The sequence below is a fragment of the Bradyrhizobium sp. 191 genome (genome assembly GCF_023100985.1).
Taxonomy (GTDB): domain Bacteria; phylum Pseudomonadota; class Alphaproteobacteria; order Rhizobiales; family Xanthobacteraceae; genus Bradyrhizobium; species Bradyrhizobium diversitatis.
On sequence record NZ_CP064692.1, the window covers coordinates 3,371,403 to 3,397,246 of the forward strand.

The window sequence follows — 25,844 nt, forward strand, 5'->3', positions numbered from 1 at the left end:
TAGCTTTCAAGCTCTTTGCCAACGGGCCTAGTGGTCAGGCGTCAGTCGTTTTGCAGCTGGCAATGAGAGATGACCATGGGACCGGTGCCGCCTGCTCCATCTGAGTTCAATCTCGGCTGCTCGCGCGATTTATATGCAGACGCGCTGCTCCAACGAAGCCAGATCAGTTCAGCCGACGAGCAGGATGGGCAACCGACGTTCGATAACGCCGAACGTCAATAAATCATAGCTGTTGCAAAAGCTCTTCAGCGTGAACTCCCAACGTTCTCCGTTGGCATCGACCAACGGATACGTGCCTTCGCCGCAAGGACCTCTTTTTCCGAAGCTCATGTAACCACGAACGATTGCGTAGACGTCGTCACCACGCACATGCGGAAAGAATCTCTTGAACGCCTGAGAGCGAATAAAGTGTTTCACGTGAGCACCGTCGGCGCCTCCGCCAATCGTAGGATGCCGCGGGTGCCGGCTGATGAGGCCCAACACCGGGGCGTCCGAGTCGCGCTCCTCGACGGAGTGCCATAGTGTCGTCGTCAAAGTGTTTTTGTAGCGATCCTTCAGCGCCTGGATGTTCTTCCAGGTAAGCTCGCAATCACGAGCGTCTCCGACGAAGCGCCCTTGGAGAAAAAGAAGCTGCCCCGCACCATAGTTCGCTTCCGCCTCAATGATGGCCTGACAATAGGGGATTGTGAGCTCATTGTCGCCGAGCAGAAACGTCTTGTGCCAGGGCACGATGCTGTGGACAATCTCATGCGCGCTGATGTGCCGTTGCTTGGGCGTAGGCACGTTTTCGTCCATCAGGATCTTGCGCCCGTTCGGCAGCCAAAGCGCGTTGAGCTTGGCCTTCCTGATGACGTCGAGGATGCGTCCGGGCTCCTGGATGACCAACTTACCGGCGACTTTGATGCAGTGCGCGATCTCGTCGAACGTCGAAAGGTCGGTGCTGCTGTAGTACTTGAAATCGAGCTTCAGCTGCTCAATCAGGTCGTCCAGCCTCAGCGGCGGCTCCGGGTTGCCCAAGTCGCGCAGTACGCGGGCGACCTGGGCACGGATATCCGCGGCTTCCTGCTCTCCGACTTCACCATCATCGCTTTCCATCGGTATCGCGCGCTCCATATTCGCTGAGGAATTTCACGAACTCGTTTAGACTCTTTCTCTCTTCCGGAGACAGCTTGGAGATATCATCGGAGTCGGTAGCGAATCTTACCGCAGCGCGGTCCAATTCGGGATCGCGTCGTGCGGCAGCGGGCGAAAGCGCAACGAGTGCTTGGGCCGGAATCTTGAAAAACGTGGCAAGTTGGTGAAGCGTACGCGGGCGTAGCGACTTCACGGTACCTTCCTCGATCTCACGAAGCTCCTGTTCGGGTACGCGGACCTCTACGGACAAGCGCGCCAATTCAAGCTTGTCGCGCCGACGGAGTTGGCGCACCAGATGTCCGATAACTTCGGCGGACCGTCCGACCCTCGGACCAGAAGCGCCAGGGGCGCGTGCGTCGCTAGCCGCCGGAAGGAACGCCTTCAGTACGTCGGTGTTCGTGATCGGCAGACCCGCATCGCTGTCCAAGTCGGCGTCGCGATCGATCCGACGCCTTAGCCATTCGTTTGTGAATCTCATCTTCATGTTACGCTCCATCCCTTTCCTGCGGATTCAGGAAGGCCTGTGCCTGGGCGGATGACATCTCGAAATAACGCATTCCATATTTGTCGGCATCGGGACCGAAGTCGGTCATGCCAATGACGTCGCGGTAGAAGGCCTCGGCCCCCGAAAGCGAATGGAGGCCGATGCGGCCGTCGAGCCCTTCCTCAAAACTCAGGTTCATCGCCGTCGCCAGCAACAACACGCCGACGCCTTGGTATATCGGCTCTGCGACGAAGCCGCGTCTGTTCCAGGGGGCGGTCGAAAGCCGGTCGATGTAGACCAGATCCGCCTTCGAATGATCGGGATGACGGCTAAAGCGCCCCCCTTTCTTCACGAGCATGATCCCCTGCATGCGGCCCGCGCATTCAACGGCATACATCTGATAGAGAAGCGGGTTATCCCTGATCTCGGCTAGGCGGCGCCAATCCCAGTGGGCGTCCTGGGCGTTGGCAGCAAGCCGCTCCACCGTTGTTGCGTCCGCCGGGACGCGGGCTTCGAAGGCGATTTTCCAATCCTGCTCGAATGAGTGCAGGTTCGACTCGTCTATTCCCTCGAACAGGCTTGCTCGCTCGAAGCGCTGCGTGAGCTTGTTGAAGAGATCGAACGTGCCGAGCGGAGTCTTCATAGGACCATGAGCTCCGCCTTCTCCTTGCTGCGCGGATCCTCAACGAAGACCTTTTCGCCACGTTCGAGGCGCTCGTCTATCGACTGATAGAGCCGCAACGCCTGACGCAGCAACGTCGTCTTCGACATTCCTTTTCGCTTGCAAAGTGCTTCCAGCACGGCCATTTCCGGCTCGCTCAGGTTCAACGTCATTGTCTTTTTGTCAGCCACAGATCACTCCTTCTGGTGGAAATGTATGATATGGCCAGAAAATGTCAACAAAAATAAGCCAATGAATAGCTTTGCAGCAGCTATTGTGAGGCTAAAAATTAGCTGCTATATTGAATGCTTCGCACCGGCCGGGACGCGCCTCCCGCCTATCGAGAATGTGAGGTTTGCAATGAATGACGAAATTATCGAGGTTGTTGAGCGAGTTGCCGTGGTGTTCGCGACGGAAGGGCACGCCGGGCACCACGACGCCGAGATCGGTCCCACTACCACCGTGAAGGAGTTCGTTGACATCGCGGCCACCAAGGCGGGCATCGAGGGGCTGCTCGAGGTCTACGCTGAGGACGCCGAAGAGCCTCTCGGTCACGAGTTGATCCTGGTCGAGCATTTGTCGGCCGAGTTCGCGCCGCTTCATGTCGCCACGCCGGGCAAGATCGCGACCACGGTGCGCTATCAGGCCCGACAGGTCGAGCATCCGTTCCGACCGGCGGCGACGATCGCGAAGGTGACGAAGTGGGCGGTCGAAAAGCTCGCCCCGACCGAGGACCCGAGCGACTTCCAACTGAAGCACGACGGCAAGGTGTTGCCGCCGGACTCGCATTTGGGCCAGGCGGCTCACGGCGCGAAGTCGATCGTCCTCGATCTTGTCTTCAAGGTGAAGCCGCAGGGCTAGAGCATGGGGCCGGATCAGAACGCTCTCATGCGGGACCTGGCATCGCCGACCTTCGATGTCGGCGTACGCCGAGGTCGTTGGACCTTGCTCGGCGTGAAGTTTCCGATCGCGATGTTCTTCGTCGCGGCGCCGGTGCGCTTCGGCGGACCGACCGGATTCCTGCTGCGGTCGGATTGTTCCGGATACCCCGCGACGGCGCCGAACTCGCAGCTTTGGCACGGTCGCGACAACCAGCCGCTCGGCGACGCGCATCGTCCCAAGACCAGGCAGGGCGACACCATGATCTCGTTCAAGATGTGGGCGGCGTGCCTGTATCACCCCATCGATCGTTTGGCGCGGAGCCATTGGCCGTGTCAGCACGAAGAACTGTGCTGGACCGCCGACAAGACTATCGTTTTTCTTCTGGAGACCGTGCATGGCATTCTGGATTCTACGGACTATGCGGGCGCTAATCTTCCCGCCGCGGCACTTGAACTGCCGCCGGAGTTTGTGGCTAGACACGCTGGCGCTGCTGCGTGAGCGCGGCCGTGGTCATCGCGAAAGCGGCGGCTTCCTTCTCGGCCGTCGCGTCGACGGCCTCAGGACGATCGAATCCTTTCTGCCGTACGACGATGTCGATCCACACGCCTTAAGGGGTGCCATCCTGTTCGACGGCTCGAAGATGGACGTCGTCTGGGATCTCTGCCGTCGCGAGGGACTGGAAGTGGTGGCCGACATCCACACTCATCCCGCTGGCGTCGGTCAGAGCCAGACCGACCGCGAGAACCCGATGATCCCGGAGGTCGGACATGTCGCGCTCATCGTGCCGAACTTCGCCGACCGCGTGTATTTCCCCGGCGACATCGGCATCTACGAATATTGCGGGCGCCGGCAATGGACCGACCGCAACGACGACGCCGGCCAATACTTTGCGGTCAGGCGGTTCTCATGAATCTCTCGATCGAGGACGATCGACTCGCGCATCTGCTCATGCGCGGCGATGGCCATGCCGGTTACGACGAAGCGCGGCGCAAGCTCGACCGGGCCGCGCTCGTCCTGACCGCGGATGTCGCTGCCAGTCTGCCGTGGGGCCAGGCGGCGCTGCTGACCGCGGCGGAATGCGGCGTGCGGATGTTTCCCGGCGGCGTCTATCTCGGTTCGGATTTCGTTGAAACGACCGTGGTCGGCCAATTCGGCAGATGGCCGATCAGGCGCCATCTCGAACTCGCCGGCTGCAGGACTACGAATGCACCAGAGCATGCGATCGCCTTGCATGTCGGCGCTGGGCGCCGGGGCATGCAACGCGGCGCGCTATGTTGGGCCGAGGGCTGGGCTGGGCTCGTCGGCATCGAGGCGCCGGCCGATCCGCCCCGCGGCGGCAATGAGATCGGTGGCATCCTGGCGGGGGCCATGGGCATCGGCGAGGTCTTCCGCAGCGCCGTGCTCGGAGACAAGCTCGCCTGCCACAGGACGTCGACATTGTCGGCGTTGTCGCCCGGCTGTGAGGAGGGGGACGAGATAGATCTGGCCTACCTGCCGGCGGCGTTCTGGCTGCTCGGGCTCGGCAATCTCGGGCAAGCCGCGCTGTGGACGATAGGACTTCTACCGTACTCCGATCCCGGCCTGGTCTCGCTGCTTCTCCAGGATGCGGACAAGTCGGAGCTCGGCAATCTCGCCATCCAGGTTCTAACCAAGCCCGGCTGGATCGGTCGCAAGAAGGCCCGCAGCGCGGCGCTGTGGGGGGAGGAGCGCGGTTTCCGGACGACGATAATCGAAAGCAGATTCGTCGAGGACACGAAGCGCTCAACGGACGAGCCTGGCTTGGCGCTCGTCGGAGTCGATAATCTGGCGGCGCGCCGCGCCGCGGCGGGTTCAAACTTCGACCTCGTGCTCGATGCCGGCCTCGGCGCCACGCCATCGGAGATTTTCGACATTCGCATCCACGGTTTCCCGGGGGCGCGCTCGCCGGCGCAGGCCTGGCCCGAACCGGACGTGCGGCCCGAAGCGCCGCTCGATGCATCGCTTCAGGAGCTCGTCGCTGCCGGCCGCATCGATCGTTGCGGAGCGTTCACCATCGCTGGCCGAAGTCTGGGGGTGCCGTCGACTGCGGTCGCCGCGGCCGCCATCCAGGTCGCGCAAGCTTGCCGGGCCGTGCGCGACGGCGGCTTCTTCGATCTCGTCGATGTGACGCTGGTGAACTGTCGCCGCGCGACCGGTCATCGGCACGCGCTGGTCAGGCCGGGAATCCTTCCGTTCGTGCACGCCAGAATCGGGCGTTGATCGACCCTGGGACAGCTACGACTCAACGCACGACAGCAAAACCGAACGCTTGACGCGTTGCTGCGGCGCACCCGATGCCGCCGACAATTTCGAGGCGCGAAGATCACCGAAACTTCGTTAGGAAGATCGGTTCGATGTGGACAACACCAGCGCGCGACACGTATGTTGCTGCTCCCGATGCAATCAGAGGTTTATGCGTGCGTTACATCATTGTGATTTCGGGCCCGGTTGCGGTCGGAAAATCGGCTTTGGCCGACGAGCTACTTCAGAGGTTCAGTTCCCACCGGATTTCCACTCGACAGCTGTTGATCGACACAGGTTGTCCGAACGAGCGCGATGCGCTGATCGAGGCCGGCAAGCGTCTTGACGCGGAGACCGAAGGCCGGTGGGTCCGGGACGGCATCGCCCGATACGTCGCTGAGCACGAACGCAAGGACGTGATCCTGGTCGATGCCGTGAGGACCGCACCGCAGATCGCGCATCTTCGTGAGACCTACCGCGAGCGGCTTGTCCACGCGCATGTCACGGCACCGTTCGAGGTAATCAAGAAGCGCTACGAAGACCGGGGTTCGACGGCCGATACGGGAATGACCTACGATCAGGTCAGGGCCGATCCAACCGAGGCCGGCGTCTGGTCGCTGGAAGCCACGGCGGACCGGGTCGTGGTGAACCACAATCGGGAACCCGCATCTCTACTCGCTCTGGCCGTGACGGGGCTCGGACTCTTCCCGGGCGCTGCCGTTCCGCTCATCGATGTGATCGTGAGTGGCCAGTACGGCAGTGAGGGAAAGGGACACATCTGCGCTCACATCGCGACGGAGTACGGCATGCTGGTAAGGGTCGGCGGTCCCAACGCTGGCCACCAAGTCGCGGATCCCAGATATAACTACAGACAACTGCCGTCCGGTACCCAGTCCAATCCGGATGCGAAGATATTGATTGCGGCAGGATCGACGATTTCGCCCACGCGAATTCTCCGCGAGATTGCCGAGTGCGGCGCAGCGCAGCGCATCGTCATCGACGAGCAAGCCATGGTGATCGAAGAGGCCGATATTGAGTTCGAGAGCCGCGATGGTGGCCTCGGAACGATCGGTTCGACCAAGCAGGGCGCCGGCTCCGCTTTGGCCCGCAAGATATTGAATCGAGGCAAAACTCCGATGCTGGGCGGGATGGTCCGGCTGGCGCAAGATCATCCCGACCTGACGCCTTTTGTCGGCTCCGTCGGGTTGGAGCTCGAGAGGGCATATTGTTCAGGAACGCACGTGATGCTTGAAGGGACGCAAGGCACCGGGCTGAGCATCCATCATGGCCATTATCCGAACGTTACGGCACGCGAAACGACGGCGGCCGGCTGTCTTGCGGATGCCGGCATAGCTCCGTCGCGCGTGCGCAGAGTCGTCATGGTCATGAGGAGATATCCGATCCGGGTCGGAGGCGAGTCAGGTCCGATGGGTATCGAGATCGACTTCGAAACGGTTTCCAAACGGTCGGGGGTGCCCCTAGACGAGATTTTGAAAACCGAAGTGGGGTCGGTCTCGGGAAATCAGCGGCGGATCGCCGAGTTCGACTGGGAGCAGCTTCGTCGATCGTCTGTCCTCAACGGAGCGACCGACATCGCGTTGTCATTTTCGGACTACATCAGCGTCGACAACCGCAAGGCCCAACATTTCGACCAACTCACGGCCGAAACCCGCGAATTCATCGCTTCTGTCGAGGCGGTTGCGAACGCGCCCGTGTCGCTGATATCTACGCGGTTCGCCAAGCCTGGTGTCATTGATCGAAGGGACTGGCGGTGAAGGAAGAGGATCTGCTGAAGAACTATCCGCGTCTTTATCATATGGCGGAAGACGCGAGCTGGGACTCGGTCGTCAAGCACGGTCTGCTGTCGACTATCGAGCTTCTCGATCATTACGAATTCGACGGCGAGGAGCGGCGGAAGCTGGAATCCGAGCGGCGGCCGGAATCGGTCAGGATATCGCGGGAAGGATTGCCATCGGCCGTGGTGCGCGACCAGAAGCCGATGACGCGATCCGCACTGGAAAAATGCCTGACGGACGGTACGACGCCCGAAGAGTGGTTCGAAACTTTGAACGCCCGAGTCTTCTTCTGGCTGTCGAAGGATCGCCTCCAAGGACTCCTCGGGGCGCGGGCCTATCGCGACAAGCCGCAGACGGTCATCACGTTGGATACGGCAAGCCTGGTCGGCGCGCATCGGGACGTCATTACGCTCAGTCCGATCAACAGCGGTGCCACGATCTACAATCCGGTGCCGAGGGGCCGCAGCACGTTCATGTCCATTGCCGACTTTCCGTTCGAGGAGCGTCGAAAGACCATGAAAAAGCTGATTAAGGACGCCGTGGTCGAGTTGACCGTGATGGGCGGCGTGCCCGAGATCGAGAAGCATGCGCTCGCGGCACATCGGGTGTTCAAGGGAGCCAAGACCGAACTCTGGCGCCGCGAGGGAAGCGATCCGTCCGAGGGGCCCTAGGCGGCCTACGCAGCCGAGTTCTCGCTCAGACGCGCAGGGCGCTGGTGTTTCCGCAGCAGGTCAGCGACATGAGACGTCAGGCCGACCTCGCCGCGGATGCGGAGGCCGACGCCCGACGGCAAGCGGTGCAGGAGGCTGCGCAACTCTTCCAGGCCGCTCGACACGTCGAAGGTCTCCCAGTGCTCCGCTTCGCCCGGGACGAGGGTTGACGCGGCGCTGTCGGTGGCGCCCTTGTGCAGTTGGACGATCCAGACGCGCTGGCCGTCGTGGACCCACTCGAACCGCACCGGCCCCAGCCGCTCCTTCGTTTTGTGATAGATCGCCTCGACGTCCTCCACGACGTTCCTCGGCAGGCGTTCGGGCACCTTCTGACCGAGCATGAAGCGATCGCCTTCTCCGGAGGTGCCCTCGACAACGATTTCACCCCGAGCGTCCGTGATGGCGGCACCCGCGAACGAGGCGGGGACCGCGGCCTGCGAGAGGACGGCTGATATCGCCTCTCCCGTCGGGTCTTCAGCGTTCAACAAACGGAAGGGATCAAGCCAACCCTTGATGGTCGTGAACCTGCCGGGCTCCTGCTCCCGAGGACACGTGCGCGTCCAGACTTCCTTCGACGACGTCGCCTCGCCAAACGTGAACGGCGCCACCCGCCGCGAAATGCAAGTCGTGCGAGGGACAGGCAGACCCATGGCGTGAGCGATAAGAAGACCGAAGGTCTTGTCACCGATCAACCGGCTGAAGCGATTCGGCCATTTGACGGCGGCCATGGCCGGCGCGCTGTCCGAGCCTTCGTATTCCCACATCAAAGTATGGGTTCGCCGCCAGCCGCGCGGCTTGGGATGAATGCTGAATTCAAGTCGTCCGCGACCGGCGTCGACCGTTTCGACCGGGATGCCATACACCGTCTCGACGAGTGCGAGAGCCCAGTCCAACGGTAGGGACGCGGTCCCGCCCTTTTCCACGCAGCGGGGGGTGTCGTCGGGCGCGAACTCGGCCACGCCGCCCTGGAGGACGCCGGATACTCCGCCGTCGGAGACGTCGACCGTCTCGTTCGCGATGACGAATAGACCCTCGGCTGACATGCTCCGGACCAGCGCTTCGATTTGCGCGAGATCCGAGAGGCCGTAGTGGAAGTCGCGGCTTCGCGGACTGTCCGGGGTAAAGCTCCGGAGATTTACGGACCCTTCCGGACTGTGCTCGATCAGACTGCGGACAGCGTCCGCAAGTGTCTGGAACTTGTGGTTGGCGTCGACCCCGGCGACGCGGCAGAATTCCTGACGCGGCCGGTTCGGATCGGGAGAGAAACTCACGAACTGTGCGACGTTGCCGACGCGGGCGAGTTCGTCCAACGACACATCCTTACGCAATGACATCGACCCGGCCCCTGTTACGCGTCTCGTCCCGGCATAAAGGCGCAAACGGCCGCCCGTTCCAGCCGTTCTGGGGAAATATCACCGCCTTTCACCGGACCTGGGATTGACCCTTGACAATTCTCGATCGCCGAAGGGTGTCGAACCGATCGAGCCACATCCGCTTGGCGGTATCCGGCTGAAGGTGACGGACTACGATCGCGGCTGGCTGTATAGTCAGGCCGGCGATCCAGCCGTCGGTTCCCGGCGGCATGATCTGCCGTTGTTCAGCCGCCAGGACCCTGAGGTCGGCCTCCTTGATCTGCGGAGGAAGAGGAGAGTCGATGCCAAACCGCTTCAGGACGGCATCCTGCACGGCGGCTTCAATCCGCTTGAAGTCTGGAAGCAGCTGCTTCAGCGGCCGTGTTATATCGCCGATGAAGGCCTCGGCCGCGTCGTGGAGAAGAGCCTCGAATTCGAATCCTTCGGCGACGTCGCTCACGAGCATGCTGTGCTCTGCGACCGAGTAGAACCGGCTGCACTGACCAGAGTACCGACAGATGTGCGCAAGCCCATGGGCGACGTCTTCGGCCGTGAAGTCGCTGGTGTGCGGCGACGCGAAGTCGAACCATGCACCGCTATGGAGCATGATCGACGGCCCCACCTCGACCTTGACTGCGACCATCGCGCTCTTCTTCCAGGACATCGAACCCCGCCAATATAGTTCGGCGCGCAACGCGGCGCCATCGCCTGCAGCCTACCTCAGCTCCTGTTGCATATAAAACTAAAACGGTGCAAATGAAGGCGTTCTCCCCTCCTCTCAGAACGTGTCATGCCCCAAGGACAGGTCGATCACCCCGCCGTCGCGCGGTTGCGGGAGCTTGCGGACGAGCGTCCGTGGAGTAGGCGCGAGCTGGCTCGCCGCCTAGGCCTGAACCACTCGCTCGTGACGAGAGCGCTTGCCGGCCATCCAGTGACGCAGACCAACGCCAGCCTGATCGAGCAACGACTCGATCGCTTGCGGAACGAAGAGCGTCCACCGATTGATGTTTCATTTGCAACAGAATTGTTGCTTTTACTTCAGCGAGCGTTGCGAGCCTACGGCTCGTCGCAAGATACGAAGAAGCGCAGTCATAAATCCTGATACGGCATCCCGACCATGCGCGGCTCTTAACCGCCGAAAGCTCGGGCTCAAGGTTTATCTGTCAGGGTGAGAGCCGTGCACCCGCCAAATTTTGGCCGGTGCCGTCCGGAAAGTGGTTGGAATTTAGAGTGGCGCATTCTCCGGTCACATGAAGGTATCGTTTCAGGCGGCAAGGTCAATTGGCTGATCGATGGGTTTTGTGGCGAGCGTCTGCCAACCATCCACCTTGCGCATGTTGATCTGCCCTGAAGCAAGCAGCGCCCAGAACAACATCGCAGCGGTGTCGGCCGATGGCAGGACGGTTTGCGTCTTGATCCGTCGCTTGAACTCTTCGTGCAATCGCTCGATTGCATTGGTGGTGCGTACGCTGCGCCATTGGTTCGGCGGCAGGCGGGTGAAGGTGAAGAGGCGATCGCCGGCTTCCTCCAGGCTGTCGGCAACAGCGCGATGCTTCAGCCTCCATTTGCGGATGAAGGCCTTGCGGCGCGTTTCGATCTCCTCAGGCGTCGTCGCGTAGATCATGTCGTTGTAATCTGCGGTGATCTCGTCATGCAGCCGCTCGGGGGCATGGGCGAACAGGTTCCTGTGCTTGTGGACCGTGCAGCGCTGGACCGGCACGCCGTCCCAGACCGAGGCAATGGCCTTGTCGAGCCCCGGCGCGCCATCGACAATGAGGAACTCTGGCCGCCGCAGTCCGCGCGTGATGAGATCGTCCAGGACAGTGCGCCATGCTTCGGCGCTCTCGCCGCCCATGCTCTTGATCGCGAGCAAAACCTTCTGGCCGTCCGCGCGCACGCCGAGAACGACGAGCAGCGAGATCGAGGTCGCCTTGCGGTCGAGCCGCACGCGAACAATGGTGCCGTCGAGGATCAGGCGCACGACCGGCTCCCCGGCCAGCAGGCGGGTGTTCCAGGCGTCCCAGTCGCTCTTCACCTTGCGCCATGTCCGGCTCACCGTGTCCTTGCCGACCGTTCCGTCGAACAAGGCCGCCAGCGCACGACGCACCCGGCGGGTGTTGGTGCCGGCGAGATACGTGCTCGCGATCAGCGCATCGGCGGCCAGCGTCCGGCGCTGGTAGGCCCGCAGCGCCTGGCTCTTCCATTCCGTCGTCTTGCCCTCGGACGTGGTCAGCCGGGCGCGCGGCACCGCGATCTCGATCGGCCCGAATGTGCCGGTCAGCGACCGCGTGCGGCTGCCGTGGCGGTGGCCCGCAACGCCGGCTTTTCCTTCATTGCCGGCCATCTGGCTTCGCTCGTAACGCGGTCGCGCCAACACGGCGTCAAGTTCGCTGCGGATCAGTTCTTCGATGAACTGACGCGATCGAGCCCGTACCTCGGTCTCGATCGGATCGAACCAGTTGTCGAAAAGTCGGGAAGCTGTCTCTGCTGCTGGCTGCGAGGAATCAGACTTCGTGGTAAGGCTCGTCATGGCGTGGTCTCCAGTCCGACGCTTCAACGCCGGATGATTCGAGGTTGATCACCCCGGAGACTACGCCACCCTCAATTCCTACCAACCTCGCGACGGCACCTTTGGCCGATCACAGGCTTTGTTCCGACACGATACTCCGATCGTCGCGTCAGAAGATCTTTGGCGGCGGTATGCTGGGGATCCCCCACAGGTCAAACGTTGGCTCCCACAGATCCGTGGGCTCGTCATCTGGCTGCGTCCTCGCCCGAGCCGTCTGAAGTGCAGCAGCGATTGAGAAGAGCCTACCGGCCCCAATGTGCGCTGCGCGGGTTCTTCTCAACTACCGAGCGCGCCAAGCGAGCCGTTGCAATTTGACGATCGGCACGCGCACGCCGAACGGACAGCCCTGCTTGGTGGAGGGTCTGCGCCCTCAGAAATTTTTTCTCTTAGGACTACAAGGCCGTGTGAGTGATCCCGGCTCAGGCAGACAGGGAATCCGACTCTCAACTGCGTACTGCGCATGAAGCAAACACCAATGCCTTGGCAGAAGTTGGTGCCGTTGTACGCAGCGCTGCGGAAGTCAATAGCAAGCTACTCTATCAAGGGCCGCTACTCAGCGAATGTCTCGAGGAATTCTTGGAAGCCAAGCGCATCCAACTTTCCGAGGAATCGCGAGAACCTGCGTATTTTAGACCCCGCCTGGCAAGTTTCTTGGACATTGTCGGTGACAAACCTATCGCGGACTACAGCGAAGCTGATCTGACGCGCTTCGCTGCGAGACTTCAGTACCTTCCGGAACGGCATACGGTTGATCCGGAGTGGAAGGGGATGAGTTTGGTTCAAGCAATTGAAGCGAACGAGAAGCGCAGGAACCGAGCGGAGTCCATTTCCTTCACCACGGTCAGATGCCCGTGTTCTTGGTCGATCTGGCTACGGAGGGTAGCTTGACGGAACCGCGGGGCGTTCCCCTGCGCCACAGCAAGCTCTTCAACACGCAAGCCGCCGTTTCGGCATTTGAGCTTCAGCGGGACATTGAAGCTTTCGAGACAGCCAATCGGCCGGACAACGTGGTACACATCGTGCTGCGTTCGCCTCTCGGGTTGGCGGAAGTGAAAACGAATGGCGGGAAGAAGGTGCTGGACGAACACGGTCGCTGCCCGAGTTCCAATTTGCGGGCGGCTCAAAAGGCCTTCAATAATTGCGTGCAGCCGGCCATTGCGGAGCTCGAACGACGCCAGGTTCTCGTCCCATTTCTCGTCTGGTGCCGTTTCAGGGTGGGACAAACTTCGATCTCCACGCTCACGTGGTGGGGCAACTTAAGCCGGAAGACGGCTTAGTAGCGCAGGAATATTTGTCGTCGATCTTCGGTCTGGATCGAGTCTGGATTAGCTGCGTCATGTCTCCTGGTGAAAGGCGTAGCTTCTCAGAAATCTCCGGCTATGCCGTTTGGCGGATGGCCAATCAGGACTGGAATGCGGTGGACGATGATCATCTCGAAGGCTTCTTCAACCAGGCATCGGGGTTGCGGTCGCTCGACGCTCTCTCGGCCCCTTCCGCCATTTCCGCGCGCAGGCGGTCGCGAGCTCGGCGAGCATCCGAGCACCATTGATATAGAAAGCCCCTCTTCCCATGCGACTTAGGTTCGGGGCCGCTATTGCTGAACAATGCCGCGGAGATGCGCCGCGCAACAGGCTGAAAAGCGAAGCCCGAGGGACTCTGCTTTTCCTGGAATTTGTGAATAGCCTGTGGTCAGGGTCGATGACGAGATTGTCATCGCGATCATGATATTACCGCGGCCTGACGCCGAACACATACCAGGCAGGTGTCGATGATGAATGGAAGAGTGGTTTCCGGTTCGTGAAAACTCTCGATCGCAAAACTCGACGGGTGGCTTGCGACATGCGGAGCTCACAATTTGTGTTAGCTTGCTTAAGAGAGGACTTCCCGGCCGTTTTGGTACCTCATCGGCAGATAGGCCCAATCCGTTGTGGTGCTTTGTGGTGGGCAACTTTGTACCGATGCCGCCACCGGCCTGGTTTGCCGTGCTGGCCTCTCAAGGCCATTTTATGAGCAAGAAATCAGGACGTGACGTCGCTGCGATCGCCCGCCCAGCCTCACGCGAGGTCCTCTTGAGTCGTCATAGATTCTGACTCGCAGCATGGGAAAACGCTTCTTCAGCTCGCGCGCGCCGGTTTTGGCCCCGTCTCTCGTCGCAAATTCAGTCTTGAGGCGCCCACCCGAGTGCGTAACCTGAAACCGGCATTCACGGGCGATAGTGACCATCTTTTTCCTTTAGTGACAGTAAGAAGACGAGGTCGACTACTTAGCCCGAGTTCGCGCAAATCGCGCCAGCTCACTCTTATCGAGCAACGTTTTCAACTGTTGAAACTCGCGATTTGCTGCATGAAGGTGAAGACTTTGCATTCTCGACTGGGGCCAAGGGCACTCGCAATCGGAACTTCGCGGGTCGATGCCGACCGCGTTGATCATGATGACGTGGCGCTCGGGGCGGCGGCTACACCGTCGCATTTCATAAGAAAGCTGCCATTCAACTCATTTTCGAGAGAGCTTGAATCGTACGTAGCGTCATATTGTACGCTATCGATCGCGTAGAGTTGCGCTTCGGTTGGGCATTTGGAGCGACATTTATCGCGGACGTGTCGAGTTATGGACAGTACCGCCAATGGCATGAGTGATGCTTGTTGGAATAAACGAGACGTTGGACCAACCCCATCGACGCATGTGCATTCGGCAGCCGTCCAATCCTGCTGGACTGGGGCGCTAAGGGGAGAGAGCCGTGGCGCTTTCTTCATCTGTCGCGACCGCGCTTGCGACCGTGCCGTATCGCGCTGATGGACGACGAATCGAGAATGATGCATGAGCGAACCGGCATGAGATGCAAATCGACGGTCCCCTCAAGGTGTCTTTGTTCCAAACGCGGAGCGCGGAAGTGGACAATATAGAATCGATGACTCTACAGGAGCTTCGCTCCGCAATCAGTGGCGGCAGGGTCTTGGAGATAACTACGACAACGGACTGTGTCGTCGGATGTTCTTATTGCCCGCAGGACAAGTTTGCCGAACGGCAAAGAGCGATATCCGACGTGAAGCATCTTTCTCTCCAAGATTTCAAGCGATGTCTGGCGCGCGTACCAGCAGCTGTCGACATCAGCTTTTCCGGGTATTCGGAGCCTTGGCTCAATCCGGCTTGCACCGAAATGGTTGAGCATGCCTATGCGTGTGGCCATGGAATCCGAATTTTCACAACCCTGGTAGGAATGAACGGGCGGGATCTAAGACGCTTGCGTGCGCTGCAGTTCCGCGTTTTCCTGGTGCATGTTTTTGATGACGGCACGCACATGGATAGTGGTCTCGTCAGGCGCAACTATGTCGATTTGATGCGCCAACTTGTCGATGCCGACATTTCATCGTTGCTCTTCATAGTCATGGGCGAGGTGCATCCCGAACTTGTCGGCATAATTCCTGACGAAGCGCTGGTTCGCTCGCGTCCGCCGCGCAGCAGGGCTGGCAATGGCGAGAAGATGGTTGGAGCGCGGCAGCCAATCATTGGAGCACTGACATGTCCTGACGAACGGCAATATCGTAATGTTCTTCTCCCAAACGGCGACGTTACTTTCTGTTGCATGGATTTTGAGCGACGACACGTTTTGGGCAACCTCCTCCGCGACAGGTACAAGGATCTCTTCGAAGGGGCCGCTTTTTGCAACATTGCCGATCGCATGAACGGAACGGACGGCTTTCTGCTTTGTCGATCGTGTGAATTCGCCGAACCAATAACGTCGGAATGCTGATCTTTGAGAAATGTTGGCCCCTGCTCGAACCGAATCGCGAGCCCTGGCAAGGACGGCCTTCCAGCTCATCACCACATCAGCCGCGGGGACGACCCTGCCATGAACGGAGGGCCGCCATGGCCTGGAGCATTTTGTTAGTCGCCGGCCTGCTGGAGGTCGCCTGGGCAATCGGCCTCAAATACACCGAGGGCTTTACCAAGCCCGTTCCGTCCGTGCTCACGCTCTCGGCGATGGCCGGCAGCGTGATCCTACTCGGCCTTGCTCTAAAGACGCTGCCCATTGGAACTGCTTATGCGATCTGGACCGGCATCGGTGCGGTCGGTACCGCAGCGCTCGGCATCATCCTGTTCGGAGAACCGGCCGCCGCGTTTCGCCTTGCCAGCATCGGACTGATCGTCGCCGGCATTGTCGGGCTGAAGCTCGTGTCCTGATGAAAAGATCGAAAGCACCGACCCCCACCAGGTCAGCGCCGCAACGATCGCCGAGGCCGGCACGTGATTCTCCAGGCATAGACAATCGAGCTGGCCACGTTCCAGCGCACCGCCGAGGGGCGCGCGCCGACAATGGCGAGGAAAGTCGCCAAAAAGCAACATGCCGATGCAAGGCCTCTGGGCCGAGACCGTCTGGCCGCGACCTCTGTGTCGTGAAGCGAAAGCCCTAGTGCGGACGATACGCCAGCCGCTCATCAGCGTCCCATCGCCATCGCGACTGGCACAATAGCACCACCCGGAACGGCACGAACAATTCGCTGCCGAGATCGCGGTACGAATAGAACAGCAATGAAACCCAGCTATGCGGCTGATCTCCGGGCGACGGTCAAGAAAGGTCGCTTGCCGGAGTTATACGATGCCTGATCTCCGGAGCAGCAGGGGAGAAGATGCAGATCGGCAGATCGTGTTCGTTTGTTTGCAATTGCTTCCGACCATCCCGCGTCGGCACCATCAGGGACTGCCGACCCAATTCAATTGTTAGATCGCAGTCAGGTGAGCTTGCGATCTCTGACTGAGCTCAGCTCCGCGCCTCGAATAACCGGTGCGACTTCATTGTGTGGTTGCAAAGAAGCTCGATCACCTAATCTCTTTCGCAGGAGCGTTCACTGAAATCATCGAACTGGCGGTGCCGGCGCGCGGCATTCGATTCGCGTTCGACCTCAGCCCCGCGGCCTGTTTGAACAATGACCGCTATTGTCGCGTAGACGACATCGCGATCGAAAAACGCCGGGAGCTTGCATCGTGCCCGTCGGCACAGAGTCTGCACACCACAAGGGCTGGGAGCGACGATGCGAGTTCAGTGGCTCACGCTTCGTTCTGGAAGGCGCGCACTTCGTGTTCGGGAGGTGATATGCGATCTGACGTTCTTGTTCGGGCTGCCGCAGCAGTTGCGCTCGTCGCATGCGGTGTTGCTCATTCAGCGGATCTCCAGCCAGTCGTCAGCGAGCCAGGTTGTTTGCAACCGCACGAACAGCTGCATTGTTTTCTGTGGCATTGTTGTGATCGGCGCCTGCAAGGCAGGTCCACACGTCTTTGTCACCGAAACCGCACATGTGGTGTTCAGCTTCTTACTCGCCCGGCCAAATTCTGGCGTATATCGGAGCAGCCGTGGCTTGAAAAGGCAATCGCGGCCGATATCGCCAACAGCAGCGAAGTCCGGGAAGGGACCTATGCGACGTTCCCGCGGCAAAGGGCGCAGTTCGATTACCGTCGTTTCGATGGGCCCCGCGGAGCCGGCGTTGAGCAAGCGCTCACACCGGCTTGGTCCATCAGATTTGAGTGCGAGTGTATGAGTTTTGGTGGGACAGCATCTGGCGACCTCTGGGAATCAAGCTGCGAGCCCTGGGTATGTCAAAATCTGAAAACTCGAGTCGAATGGAGTAGAGGCAGGCTGCATTCCAAGCCACATTCGTGTTGCCTACCTTGCCCAGTGGTGCCTTGAACGCCACTGGCCTTCTTTCTTCCGCTCAACCTGTACCGGCGGAATCTGATTGTTTTTTCCGTGCCACACGTTTGTCTTGTTTAGGCTCCGGAGAACCCGCCATTCTTCTGAGGTAAATGCGGCTCTCTCTCGAACTCAAAAGGCGCCGCCTTGGCATGACCGCGCGTCCAGGGTTCCCAAGAATTACGCCGAGAACGATGGCGTTCCTGCGGAGCACGCGATTTTCTGGTCTTGCGACTTTCTCGCTTACGAGAGGTTGAGACCAACTCCTTTGAGCATGGTTGGGCGGCAGTGGTAAGCTTGCTCACTCCGGTCGACGCCAGCTCGCCAGTGACTGTCGCCTTATGCGGAACCGACTCTAGCATAGATTCTGGTGTGGGGAACACGAATCAAGGATGTGCATTCGCGTCGTCAGAACAACTGGCTGGTCGACCACCTAACCGAATGCACGCTCGATATAGCCGAGGTACGGCAAAGCTGCCCGCCCACAAGCCCAGCCCGGCACGATCGGCCGCGCGTTGCGCAGCGTGGTATCGTCCCCTGGAGTATTGCGCCCAATCGAGCACGAGACCGTTACGCACCAACCATTCTCCGAGATCGATGCCATCAGCTGAACAGGTCGCCATCGTGCGTCCACACTCATCCTCCCGGACTGAGAGGCAACTGACTTCGCGCTCTGCAATGAATCTTTCAAGATCGCTCGCGGCCCTGAGGCCACATCGATATGGATTGACGTTGATATCTCGGCACATTTGAGTCTTGTCCGGCGCGTCGATGCCCCAGAGCCGAACGCGTGTCCCATGAATTTCAAGGGTGTCGGTGCTGACAACCTTTGCCGGCCCCGTCAATTCGCCGGCAAACACGATGCTGCACAGTGCGAGCATGGTCAACACCACGATCAGTCCATACATGGCGATCTTCTTTGTCGAGCTGCGAACATTCCGGCCGAGTGCAGCAGAGCATGGGAAGCCGCCGAACGGCGCTCCATCGCGGCTGTGCTTAGGAGGGTGCCAATGTTGCATGGGTAAGGTCGTTCGACGGATGACTCCCCGTGTATCAGCAGCGCAAGACGCCCCTCGTGTCCAACCTCGCCCCCGATGCTCTGCGACCAGGCTGCTGCGCTGACCGCATCCCGCCATTCCTCCACGTCGTGGCGGCAGTTCGCCTTGGCCGCATCACGCACCAGCAGGTCGAACTCGGTAGTGCGCGTCCGCTCACTAGCGACCGGGCCGGCGGCCGGCCGCAAGTCGGCGAGATATGATTTCCTGGTCGCCTTGTGCGGAATGAGCATAAGCTCGGCCCCTCGCTGCCACGGATAGCAGCGAGCGCGCGTCGCCCGGGATCGCTGCAGCCCGCCGCTATCGGGGAAAGCGTACGCATCGCTTGAGCAAAACGGGCGACATGACGGTCACCGTTGCTGTCAACAGCAGCATGCCTTCTAGGAGCGGTGGGCGACAGATCCCCTCGCACTCACGCCGCCCAATTTGTTTCGCGAGCACCAGCACAGCCAGATCAGCCGCCGGCTCGAAGGCCACAACTGCATAGGAAACCGCGAACGATGCGACGTTACCGAGGTTGGCGGCGCCGAAGCCCGCGCCATAGAGCACCCAAAACGCGACCCAGACAACGATACCAGATTGATACGCAGTCGAGAGCGCAAGCGCCTTACTGTACTGCAGATCGCGGTAGGCGATCTTGGATGGAATGAGCCGTTTGGCGAGCGCCTGGATCGCATACAGCGGCACTAGAAGCGTCGTGACATTCATACCATATTGCGGCAGGTCGGTCGGAACAAAGAGGACGCCTTGCAGCAAGAGGCCGAGCGCAAGACCAAAAGCAGACGGCGCCGCGCCGAACAACAGGAACAGCATCGAGCCCAGGACGAAGTGCACTTCAGAGACCCCAACCGCAAAGTGCGGCAGGATTTCGAAAAACGTGAACACAAGGCCCGTCGCGGCGATGGCTTGCATAGCAAATGACAGAGCGCCCCGCTCGCTTATGGTCTCTACCACAAACTTGGCGACGACGCAGCCCGCCGCAATGCCTGTCGCGTAGCTCAACACGAGCCTGGCGCCTGTTACTATTCCCGATTCGATATGCACGGTCTCAAGTCCTTTCTGCCGTTGTACTCGGGCCTTGGCTCAAGAATCTTCCGGGACGGTCGTGTAGCAGACGGTTGGAAACGGCACTTCACCTTCCCCACCCTCGGTCCGCTGGTAACGTCCAATTTTCGCCAGATCGGACCGGGTGTGCACTCAGCCTTCGCTCGGGCTTTGCGACATTTCATAGCAACAGCTATGCCAGCGCCGCTGCCGCGATTAAGGCTCTGAGGGCGCTTTGAAAAGTTCCGCGGCGCGCAAGATACGCCGTGTTCTGTAGCCGACATGCTCTGGAGGAAATTGAACACACATCGCGGCCAGTGTTTGGTCTGTGCCGTTTCAAACAATCATTTTCGCTCGCCCATTGAAGCGGAAATCCTGACGCCGCTGGCGCGAAGACACCTGTTCGGCATCAATCTTGCTCGACCTTGTTCGAGGACGGCGCCTAGGGCGCAGCCAAATGTTTGGCGGCCGGGGTCGTCGAATTCCTCGAAGAGCTTGCTGGGTCGTTCGATTGACCTTGCGGCCAAGCATGCACGAACATGGAAATGGCGACCACCCATCCAAACTGTGGAGCCGGCATTTGCTGGCTCTCAGCATCATCTCTCAGCGACGCGCCCGGCAAATTCCGCTGCACCATCTGCGACGAAGTTCTGGACGTGTTTCCGGGGGAACGCTATCGCGTCGCAGTGGCGCCAAACCGGATGCAAACGTGAACATGGATCAACTTACGCACGGTAAGCCTGCCGTCTCCGGAGAGACGGCGCCCGCCTCGATGCTGCGCATTCGGGCAGTCATGCTGGGGGATCGTATCAACCCGTCGGCTCTCGAAATCGGAACGCTGGTGTCCTCGACGCCGGTCGCTTTCCGCATTCATGCGGGCCTTGTCGTGATCTTCCGCTATGGCGTTGTAGTGCTCATCGGGTTGTCGCCCTCGGAAGAAGCCGCTCTGATCGAAACCCTGATATCGCGCGTCATCGGTGAACTCACCTCCTATGAGGAGGATAGCGCGCAGGCGCAGCTCTGCAACGACCAGAGCGCTGAGGTCATCCTGCCGGGCGGGTGGATTTGTCTCAGAAACTTTAGTGACGATCGGCTGCTGCTGATCGCCGATACGCTAGCCAAGAGCACGGCGCTGGAGCGAGATGAGCGCCGCGTCGCCGCGGTATTCGACGTGATCGAACCCTTTGCACGCGAACTGGCCGAGCGCGGCCGGACGCCGCGGGGCCGCAAGGGCATTCTCCAACTGATCGGCAATGCGCTCCTGGTCCAGCAGCGCGTCGCGGGCCGCATCGCCATTGCCGAAAAGCCCGACGCACTCTGGGAGAAGCCGGAACTCGAGCGGCTCTATTCGCGTCTGAAAGACGAATACGAACTGAAGGAGCGTCTTGAGATGCTTGAGCGCAAGCTGTCGGCCATCTCCGGAACGGCTAACGCACTGACGGACATCATCGACACACGGCGCTCGCTGCGTCTTGAGTGGGTTATAGTCGTGCTGATCGTAATGGAAGTTGCGATCGGATGCTTTCAGATTATTACAGCAGCTCGGTGACGTGCGGCTGGCCGCAGCGCGTGAGGCGCCTTCGTGGGGTTTGAGCAGGCCTACTGACCGACCTGGCCGGCATTGACGTGGAACGCGCCGTTCGGCCGTACTCAGCTGCGGATTTCGGCTATGCCTTCGCCGTGCTCGTGGACGCGAGGTTCGGCGAAATCCCGGTGCGGCTCGCGAACGCAGCGAATAGCCGAAGCGAGTTCGGCGCATTTCCTCGGCGATCGAGCAAGGATAGGCGGTGTATGGCAGACGCGCGGCGGAGCGTTCATGTCGACGATCCAGCGCCACCCACGAATCCGCTTTTGCCCAATTGCAGCGGACCGCCACTCAGCTTGTCTGCTATTTTCGACTTGATCGCGGAATACTTGCCAGGCCTTGCCCCGCCGTTCCGCCGCAGCCAGCGACTACCGAAACAAGGACGGTCGATTTCACCAGGGCGCCGCGCTGCAACTGAACATGAAAGCTCAGAACTGCGGATCTCGTCCTCGCCAACGCGAAGGTCGCCGAGCTTGACGCGGCCGGGGACTGCGACCGGGCATGCATAGCGGCTCCGCGTCAGCGATAAACGCTGAACGGATGACAAAGGAACTACGCCGCAAATTTCGACGCGGTTTTGACCTCGCAAGCAGGCGCGCGATTTTCTAAGGTCCCCATTCGCCGCGGACATTCCATCTGCAGGACTGTCCCTCAAAGCGCCCTGGACACTCATGCGCCCTCGGCAGCTCCTCTCAAATCCACTTCCGAACCGATCCCGGCGTGGCGATCCTTCGCTGGCTCGTTCAGGAGCCCGGCTAGCCTGAGGCCTTCAAGGGCTCGTTCGAGCCGCTGTTCGCCAATGATTGTGGCGAGCAGCGAAACGGCCTCCTCCCGATCGACGGTGAAGCAGACGTCAGGCGCTCGCTCAACCAACAGGTCCAGCAAGCTCGGAAGGTCAGCAACGTGGTGGCGTAAGGTCGAGACCACATCATTCGCGAGATAGGTCGCCAAATTCGGCGGCGGATCAAAGTCCAAGTCGATCTCGGCGCGCTTCTCGATCGCATGTCGTATCAACTCGCCCTGCCGTCTTGCATTCATCGAGAGCATGAACACCGCATCCGCGAGGTTCTCGCGCGGCAAGCTTCTCAGTTCGGCTATGCGGGCCTGGATGTCGCCGATCGAACTCTCACGGCGTACCTCTGCTCGCCGCGCGTTAGCGGCTGCCCTGCTCTTTTGTAATCGAACCATCGTCATGCTCTCCGGCCCATATCCTGGCGACGAATGAAAGTGCAAACTTGCGTGCTGCATGCGCGCAGCCCGCCGGACGAACGCGCAACCGCCGGTCGCGCGAAGGAGTCACAAAGCGCTAATTTCGTGATCCGCTCGTGCTTGTCTGTCTACAAGGCGCTCGATGGCACGTTGTCGGGTCGGCGGCTATGGCGAAGCGAAGTCCTGCTTCCAGCGTTCTGTTGGTAGGTGATAGGCGGCGTCGCGAGGCAGTGGCCGCAGGCGGATCGCCGCGAACTCCAAGAAGGACAAAACCGGACAGATATTGGGGAAGAGAACCAGGAACGGTCGACAGATCCGAGATGGACAACCTAATCCCGCCAATGGGCTGCGCCCTGTTTCGAATCCGCTCGCTTTGACTATCTCCGGGCATATTATAGCGGAACCTGACAAAGGCCCGCCCGGTATATGGAAATATTGGGACTCGATTGAATCAGGTGAAATCTCCACTTCGCGCGTGATTTCGTTGTATCGCGAGAACGCCGCAGCCTGCCAATCAGCCCCTACCCCGAAGCTTTAACCAAATTTGAATAGCACACCGTAACCGCCACGTGGGTAGCTCCACTCGATATCACCACTTTCTTCGCAGATCACCCGGCAGGTGCCGCACTCGATACACCCGTCGACTGTCACCTCAACATGACCTTTATCGCTGAGCTCGTAGCACCGTGCAGGGCAGGCCTTCAGCATCGATAAGAGCCGCGAGGATGGTGTGGTGTGCGGGCGCACCTTGATATGGGCGCGGCCGGAATCAACGAGATAGCGGTTGTAGAATAGTTTGTCCTCGACACGTCGGGATGGCTCACTCGGCATTGTTTCTGGCTCCGTCGTTCGTCGTTGTCTTTGGTTTGTGATCACCGCCAGGCCCGGGCAATGCGCAGGGCATCGCTGAACAGTCCACTCCACGACCGCGCCTTGATGAACGAGCTCAGCATCAGCTTCTCTTTCTCAAGCTTTGGTGTGCCGTCGACGCGCACGTAATCCTGCATCGCCTTGGAGAAGAGCTGCGGATATGTGAGAAAGAAGTTCTGCGAGTGGGTATGCATCAGTGCTGGCATATCCTTGTACTTCTTCAGGTCCTTGATCACGAAGGAATCATTCAGCAGTTTTTTGTAAAGCGAAAGATTTTTGGCCGTCATCGGATCATTTCGCGATTTGATAAGGCAGATCGCTTCCGCGGCGATACGGCCCGACGTCATCGCCAGATTGGACCCCTCGCGATGGATGGCGTTGTTGAGCTGGGCGGCGTCTCCGACAACGACCCAGCCCTCACCACAAAGCTGCGGGATCGCCTTATATCCACCTTCGGGGATCAAATGCGCCGAATACTCCTTTACTTCCGAACCCTCGATCAACGGCGCGACGGACGGGTGACGCTTGAAGCCCTCGAGCAGGCCGTAAGGCGTCTCGCCGGTACGCTGGAAGTCGGCAACAAGACAGCCGATACCAAGCGAGATGCATTCCTTGTTGGAATAGATGAAACCCATACCGGTCATGCCGCGGGAGATGGTTCCGGCGGCTTCGATGACGAGCCCCTCGTCGCCTTTGAGATTGAAGCGAGCATCGATTGTCTCGCGCGATAGGAAATGCATCTCCTTGACCGCGAGTGCGACCTTGTCCGGTTTCGGCCGCCCTCTTAAGCCCGCACCCGTCCCGAGCACTCCGTTCACCCCCTCGGCCAGCACGACGACATCTGCATGGATTTCACCCCCATCTCGGTCTGTGCGCACCCCGACGACCCTCCCATCGGAATCCTGGAGGAGCTCGGTCACCGTGGTCTCGCACAGCACCGTGGCGCCGGCCTCGCGGACCTTCTGCGAGAACCATTTATCGAACTGGGCGCGGATGATGGTATAGCGGTTCGGCTTTTCCTCGTTGAAATCATCGGAGCGATAGTGAATCCCCGTGTGCGAACGCTCGTCCACGATCCAGAAGCGTTGCTCGACGAGATGCCGCTCAAGCGGTGCATCTTCTCGGAAATTCGGGATCAGCTTCTCCAGCATATCGGCATAGAGGATGGCGCCTTGCACGTTCTTCGACCCCGAATACTCGCCGCGCTCCAGCTGCAGCACTTTTAGGCCCCGCTCGGCCATGGTAAGCGCTGCCGCATTCCCGCCCATGCCAGCACCGACGACGATCGCGTCGAATCTTTCCTCGATCATAACAAGCTCCCCTAGCCAGCGATGCGGTCGTGCGAGTGCGGCGACAGCTGCGCGCGGAATGCAGAGGTCAATGCGGGCAACAGTCGAATGGCGTCGGTGACGATGCCGATATGGGCGAAGTCGAAGATCGGAGCGTTCTTGTCTGTGTTGATGGCAACGATGAGGTCGCCCCCCTCCACGCCAACGCGATGCTGGATCGCGCCGGAAATACCGGCCGCGATATAGAGCTTTGGCCGAATGGTTTTCCCGGTCTGGCCGATTTGTCGGTCCGAGGTGACCCAGCCCTTCTGGACCAGCGGCCGCGAGCAGCCATATTCGGCGCCAAGCACGTCCGCGAGCTGCTGTACCAGTTGGAAGTTCTCAGGCGATCCCAGACCGAGCCCTCCGGCGACGACCACGTCGGCGTAGGCAAGGTTGGACTTTGTAGAATCGCGGTCCGGCAGGAACGACAGCACTTTTGTGACGATATCTTCTTCTACAAGCCCGAGCGGATGCGAGATGACGCGCCAGACGGCGCCGGTCACGCGCTCGGGCATCGGCATCACGCGCGGACGGACGGTTGCCATCTGTGGACGATAGTTCAGTGTGTAGATCGTGCACAATAGTGAGCCGCCAAACGTCGGCCGGGTCGCTGCAAGCGAGCCGTCGGCATCGACATCGAGCTCGGTGCAGTCGGCAGTTAGGCCGGTGAGTAGTGTGGTGGCCACTGAGCCGGCGAGATCGCGGCCCAGTGTAGTTGCCCCTAGGAGTAGGATTTCCGGCTTGTACATATTGACCAGCTCTGACAGCGCCTTGGTGTAGGATTCATTGCGATAATCGGCCAAGAGATCATCCGCGACGATATAGGCGAGGTCGGCGCCGTAGCAGAAGGATTCGGCGATCGCCTGCTGCGTTGTCTCCCCGACCGGGCCGATGACAACCGCGGCGAGGTCAACGTTGAGCTTGTCGGCGAGCCGGCGGCCGGCACCCATCAGCTCCCAGGAGACGGGGTGCACTATCCCGCGTTCCTGCTCGATGAAGACCCAGACGTGCTTATACGCCTTGAATCGTTCGGGCAGCTCCCTCTTGGTCGCCGCGCGACCACCACCCGCGGCCGGAGCGGCGCTTTTGGGTGCGGTGCTCATCATCTGTACTCCCATCCGTGTTCAGTAGCGGCTCGCCAGCGAAGCGTGCTCCGCCTTCAGCTTTGAATTCGCGCGTGAAGATTGCTTCAGTTAAGAGTTCGGCCGCGTGCCCGC

General features: G+C 60.2%; 25 protein-coding genes. 10 read left to right on the forward strand and 15 right to left on the reverse strand.

Annotation, left to right across the window (positions count from 1 at the left end):
• Positions 1 to 168: 168 nt before the first annotated feature.
• The 4 genes from IVB23_RS15580 to IVB23_RS15595 are packed head-to-tail and all read right to left on the reverse strand — an operon-like array spanning position 169 to position 2,470.
• Positions 169 to 1,095: a hypothetical protein gene (locus tag IVB23_RS15580; protein WP_247804112.1), complete on the reverse strand. Its 927-nt coding sequence runs from the start codon at positions 1,093 to 1,095 to the stop codon at positions 169 to 171.
• On the reverse strand, positions 1,082 to 1,618 hold the full coding sequence (locus tag IVB23_RS15585; protein ID WP_247804113.1) for a hypothetical protein: 537 nt from the start codon (positions 1,616 to 1,618) through the stop codon (positions 1,082 to 1,084). The genes IVB23_RS15580 and IVB23_RS15585 overlap by 14 nt, the downstream gene beginning before the upstream one ends.
• 1 nt (position 1,619) lies before the next feature.
• On the reverse strand, positions 1,620 to 2,261 hold the full coding sequence (locus tag IVB23_RS15590; protein WP_247804115.1) for a hypothetical protein: 642 nt from the start codon (positions 2,259 to 2,261) through the stop codon (positions 1,620 to 1,622).
• Positions 2,258 to 2,470, reverse strand: coding sequence for a ribbon-helix-helix protein, CopG family (locus tag IVB23_RS15595; protein ID WP_247804117.1), 213 nt, complete (start codon positions 2,468 to 2,470; stop codon positions 2,258 to 2,260). Before IVB23_RS15595 ends, IVB23_RS15590 begins: the two co-directional genes overlap by 4 nt.
• 169 nt (positions 2,471 to 2,639) lie before the next feature.
• Between IVB23_RS15595 and IVB23_RS15600 the strand changes: the two genes are divergently transcribed.
• The 6 genes from IVB23_RS15600 (at position 2,640) to IVB23_RS15625 (ending at position 7,887) form a co-directional block, all read left to right on the forward strand.
• Positions 2,640 to 3,140, forward strand: a complete 501-nt coding sequence (locus tag IVB23_RS15600; protein WP_247804119.1) for a hypothetical protein — start codon at positions 2,640 to 2,642, stop codon at positions 3,138 to 3,140.
• 3 nt (positions 3,141 to 3,143) lie between these two features.
• Positions 3,144 to 3,659, forward strand: a complete 516-nt coding sequence (locus tag IVB23_RS15605) for a hypothetical protein (protein ID WP_247804121.1) — start codon at positions 3,144 to 3,146, stop codon at positions 3,657 to 3,659.
• Positions 3,628 to 4,071, forward strand: a complete 444-nt coding sequence (locus IVB23_RS15610; protein ID WP_247804123.1) for a Mov34/MPN/PAD-1 family protein — start codon at positions 3,628 to 3,630, stop codon at positions 4,069 to 4,071. Before IVB23_RS15605 ends, IVB23_RS15610 begins: the two co-directional genes overlap by 32 nt.
• The gene (locus IVB23_RS15615) at positions 4,068 to 5,399 is read left to right on the forward strand and encodes a ThiF family adenylyltransferase (protein WP_247804124.1); all 1,332 of its coding nucleotides are present in this window, start codon (positions 4,068 to 4,070) and stop codon (positions 5,397 to 5,399) included. Before IVB23_RS15610 ends, IVB23_RS15615 begins: the two co-directional genes overlap by 4 nt.
• 197 nt (positions 5,400 to 5,596) lie before the next feature.
• Positions 5,597 to 7,195, forward strand: a complete 1,599-nt coding sequence (locus IVB23_RS15620; RefSeq protein ID WP_247804126.1) for an adenylosuccinate synthetase — start codon at positions 5,597 to 5,599, stop codon at positions 7,193 to 7,195.
• Complete coding sequence (locus IVB23_RS15625) at positions 7,192 to 7,887, forward strand: hypothetical protein (RefSeq protein ID WP_247804128.1); 696 nt, start codon at positions 7,192 to 7,194, stop codon at positions 7,885 to 7,887. Before IVB23_RS15620 ends, IVB23_RS15625 begins: the two co-directional genes overlap by 4 nt.
• A 5-nt stretch (positions 7,888 to 7,892) precedes the next feature.
• Here IVB23_RS15625 and IVB23_RS15630 read toward each other — a convergent pair whose 3' ends face one another.
• Together IVB23_RS15630 and IVB23_RS15635 are read right to left on the reverse strand one after the other, a co-directional pair.
• The gene (locus tag IVB23_RS15630; protein ID WP_247804901.1) at positions 7,893 to 9,242 is read right to left on the reverse strand and encodes a hypothetical protein; all 1,350 of its coding nucleotides are present in this window, start codon (positions 9,240 to 9,242) and stop codon (positions 7,893 to 7,895) included.
• Between the two features lie 106 nt (positions 9,243 to 9,348).
• Positions 9,349 to 9,942 carry a hypothetical protein gene (locus IVB23_RS15635; protein ID WP_247804129.1) on the reverse strand — a complete coding sequence of 198 codons (594 nt, stop codon included), beginning with the start codon at positions 9,940 to 9,942 and terminating at the stop codon, positions 9,349 to 9,351.
• 126 nt (positions 9,943 to 10,068) lie between these two features.
• Between IVB23_RS15635 and IVB23_RS15640 the strand changes: the two genes are divergently transcribed.
• Positions 10,069 to 10,380 (forward strand): helix-turn-helix transcriptional regulator, encoded by a 312-nt coding sequence (locus IVB23_RS15640; protein ID WP_247804130.1) that lies wholly within the window; start codon positions 10,069 to 10,071, stop codon positions 10,378 to 10,380.
• 162 nt (positions 10,381 to 10,542) lie between these two features.
• Here IVB23_RS15640 and IVB23_RS15645 read toward each other — a convergent pair whose 3' ends face one another.
• Complete coding sequence (locus IVB23_RS15645; RefSeq protein ID WP_247801167.1) at positions 10,543 to 11,808, reverse strand: IS256 family transposase; 1,266 nt, start codon at positions 11,806 to 11,808, stop codon at positions 10,543 to 10,545.
• 818 nt (positions 11,809 to 12,626) lie between these two features.
• Entirely contained in the window at positions 12,627 to 13,070 is a 444-nt protein-coding gene (locus IVB23_RS15650) for a hypothetical protein (RefSeq protein ID WP_247804131.1), read from the reverse strand.
• A gap of 1,820 nt (positions 13,071 to 14,890) precedes the next feature.
• On the opposite strand from IVB23_RS15650, the gene IVB23_RS15655 reads away from it, so the two are divergent.
• Together IVB23_RS15655 and sugE are read left to right on the forward strand one after the other, a co-directional pair.
• Positions 14,891 to 15,598, forward strand: a complete 708-nt coding sequence (locus IVB23_RS15655; RefSeq protein ID WP_247804133.1) for an SPASM domain-containing protein — start codon at positions 14,891 to 14,893, stop codon at positions 15,596 to 15,598.
• A gap of 116 nt (positions 15,599 to 15,714) precedes the next feature.
• Positions 15,715 to 16,029, forward strand: coding sequence for a quaternary ammonium compound efflux SMR transporter SugE (gene sugE, locus IVB23_RS15660; RefSeq protein WP_247804134.1), 315 nt, complete (start codon positions 15,715 to 15,717; stop codon positions 16,027 to 16,029).
• Positions 16,030 to 17,005: 976 nt separating this feature from the next.
• Here sugE and IVB23_RS15670 read toward each other — a convergent pair.
• From IVB23_RS15670 to IVB23_RS15680, 3 genes are all read right to left on the reverse strand, one after another.
• Positions 17,006 to 17,335, reverse strand: a complete 330-nt coding sequence (locus IVB23_RS15670; RefSeq protein ID WP_247804135.1) for a hypothetical protein — start codon at positions 17,333 to 17,335, stop codon at positions 17,006 to 17,008.
• Between the two features lie 584 nt (positions 17,336 to 17,919).
• Positions 17,920 to 18,441: a thermonuclease family protein gene (locus IVB23_RS15675; protein WP_247804136.1), complete on the reverse strand. Its 522-nt coding sequence runs from the start codon at positions 18,439 to 18,441 to the stop codon at positions 17,920 to 17,922.
• A 447-nt stretch (positions 18,442 to 18,888) separates the two neighbouring features.
• Positions 18,889 to 19,632: an energy-coupling factor ABC transporter permease gene (locus IVB23_RS15680; protein WP_247804137.1), complete on the reverse strand. Its 744-nt coding sequence runs from the start codon at positions 19,630 to 19,632 to the stop codon at positions 18,889 to 18,891.
• 715 nt (positions 19,633 to 20,347) lie between these two features.
• Between IVB23_RS15680 and IVB23_RS15685 the strand changes: the two genes are divergently transcribed.
• Positions 20,348 to 21,181, forward strand: a complete 834-nt coding sequence (locus IVB23_RS15685) for an RMD1 family protein (RefSeq protein ID WP_247804903.1) — start codon at positions 20,348 to 20,350, stop codon at positions 21,179 to 21,181.
• Positions 21,182 to 21,886: 705 nt separating this feature from the next.
• Here IVB23_RS15685 and IVB23_RS15690 read toward each other — a convergent pair.
• The 4 genes from IVB23_RS15690 to IVB23_RS15705 all read right to left on the reverse strand — a co-directional run bounded on the left by IVB23_RS15690 (position 21,887) and on the right by IVB23_RS15705 (position 25,730).
• Positions 21,887 to 22,411 (reverse strand): hypothetical protein, encoded by a 525-nt coding sequence (locus tag IVB23_RS15690; protein ID WP_247804138.1) that lies wholly within the window; start codon positions 22,409 to 22,411, stop codon positions 21,887 to 21,889.
• Positions 22,412 to 22,960: 549 nt separating this feature from the next.
• Positions 22,961 to 23,257 carry a ferredoxin family protein gene (locus tag IVB23_RS15695; protein ID WP_247279062.1) on the reverse strand — a complete coding sequence of 99 codons (297 nt, stop codon included), beginning with the start codon at positions 23,255 to 23,257 and terminating at the stop codon, positions 22,961 to 22,963.
• Positions 23,258 to 23,298: 41 nt separating this feature from the next.
• Positions 23,299 to 24,606, reverse strand: coding sequence for an FAD-binding protein (locus tag IVB23_RS15700; RefSeq protein ID WP_247804139.1), 1,308 nt, complete (start codon positions 24,604 to 24,606; stop codon positions 23,299 to 23,301).
• An 11-nt stretch (positions 24,607 to 24,617) separates the two neighbouring features.
• Positions 24,618 to 25,730 (reverse strand): electron transfer flavoprotein subunit alpha/FixB family protein, encoded by a 1,113-nt coding sequence (locus IVB23_RS15705; protein WP_247804905.1) that lies wholly within the window; start codon positions 25,728 to 25,730, stop codon positions 24,618 to 24,620.
• Positions 25,731 to 25,844 lie beyond the last annotated feature (114 nt).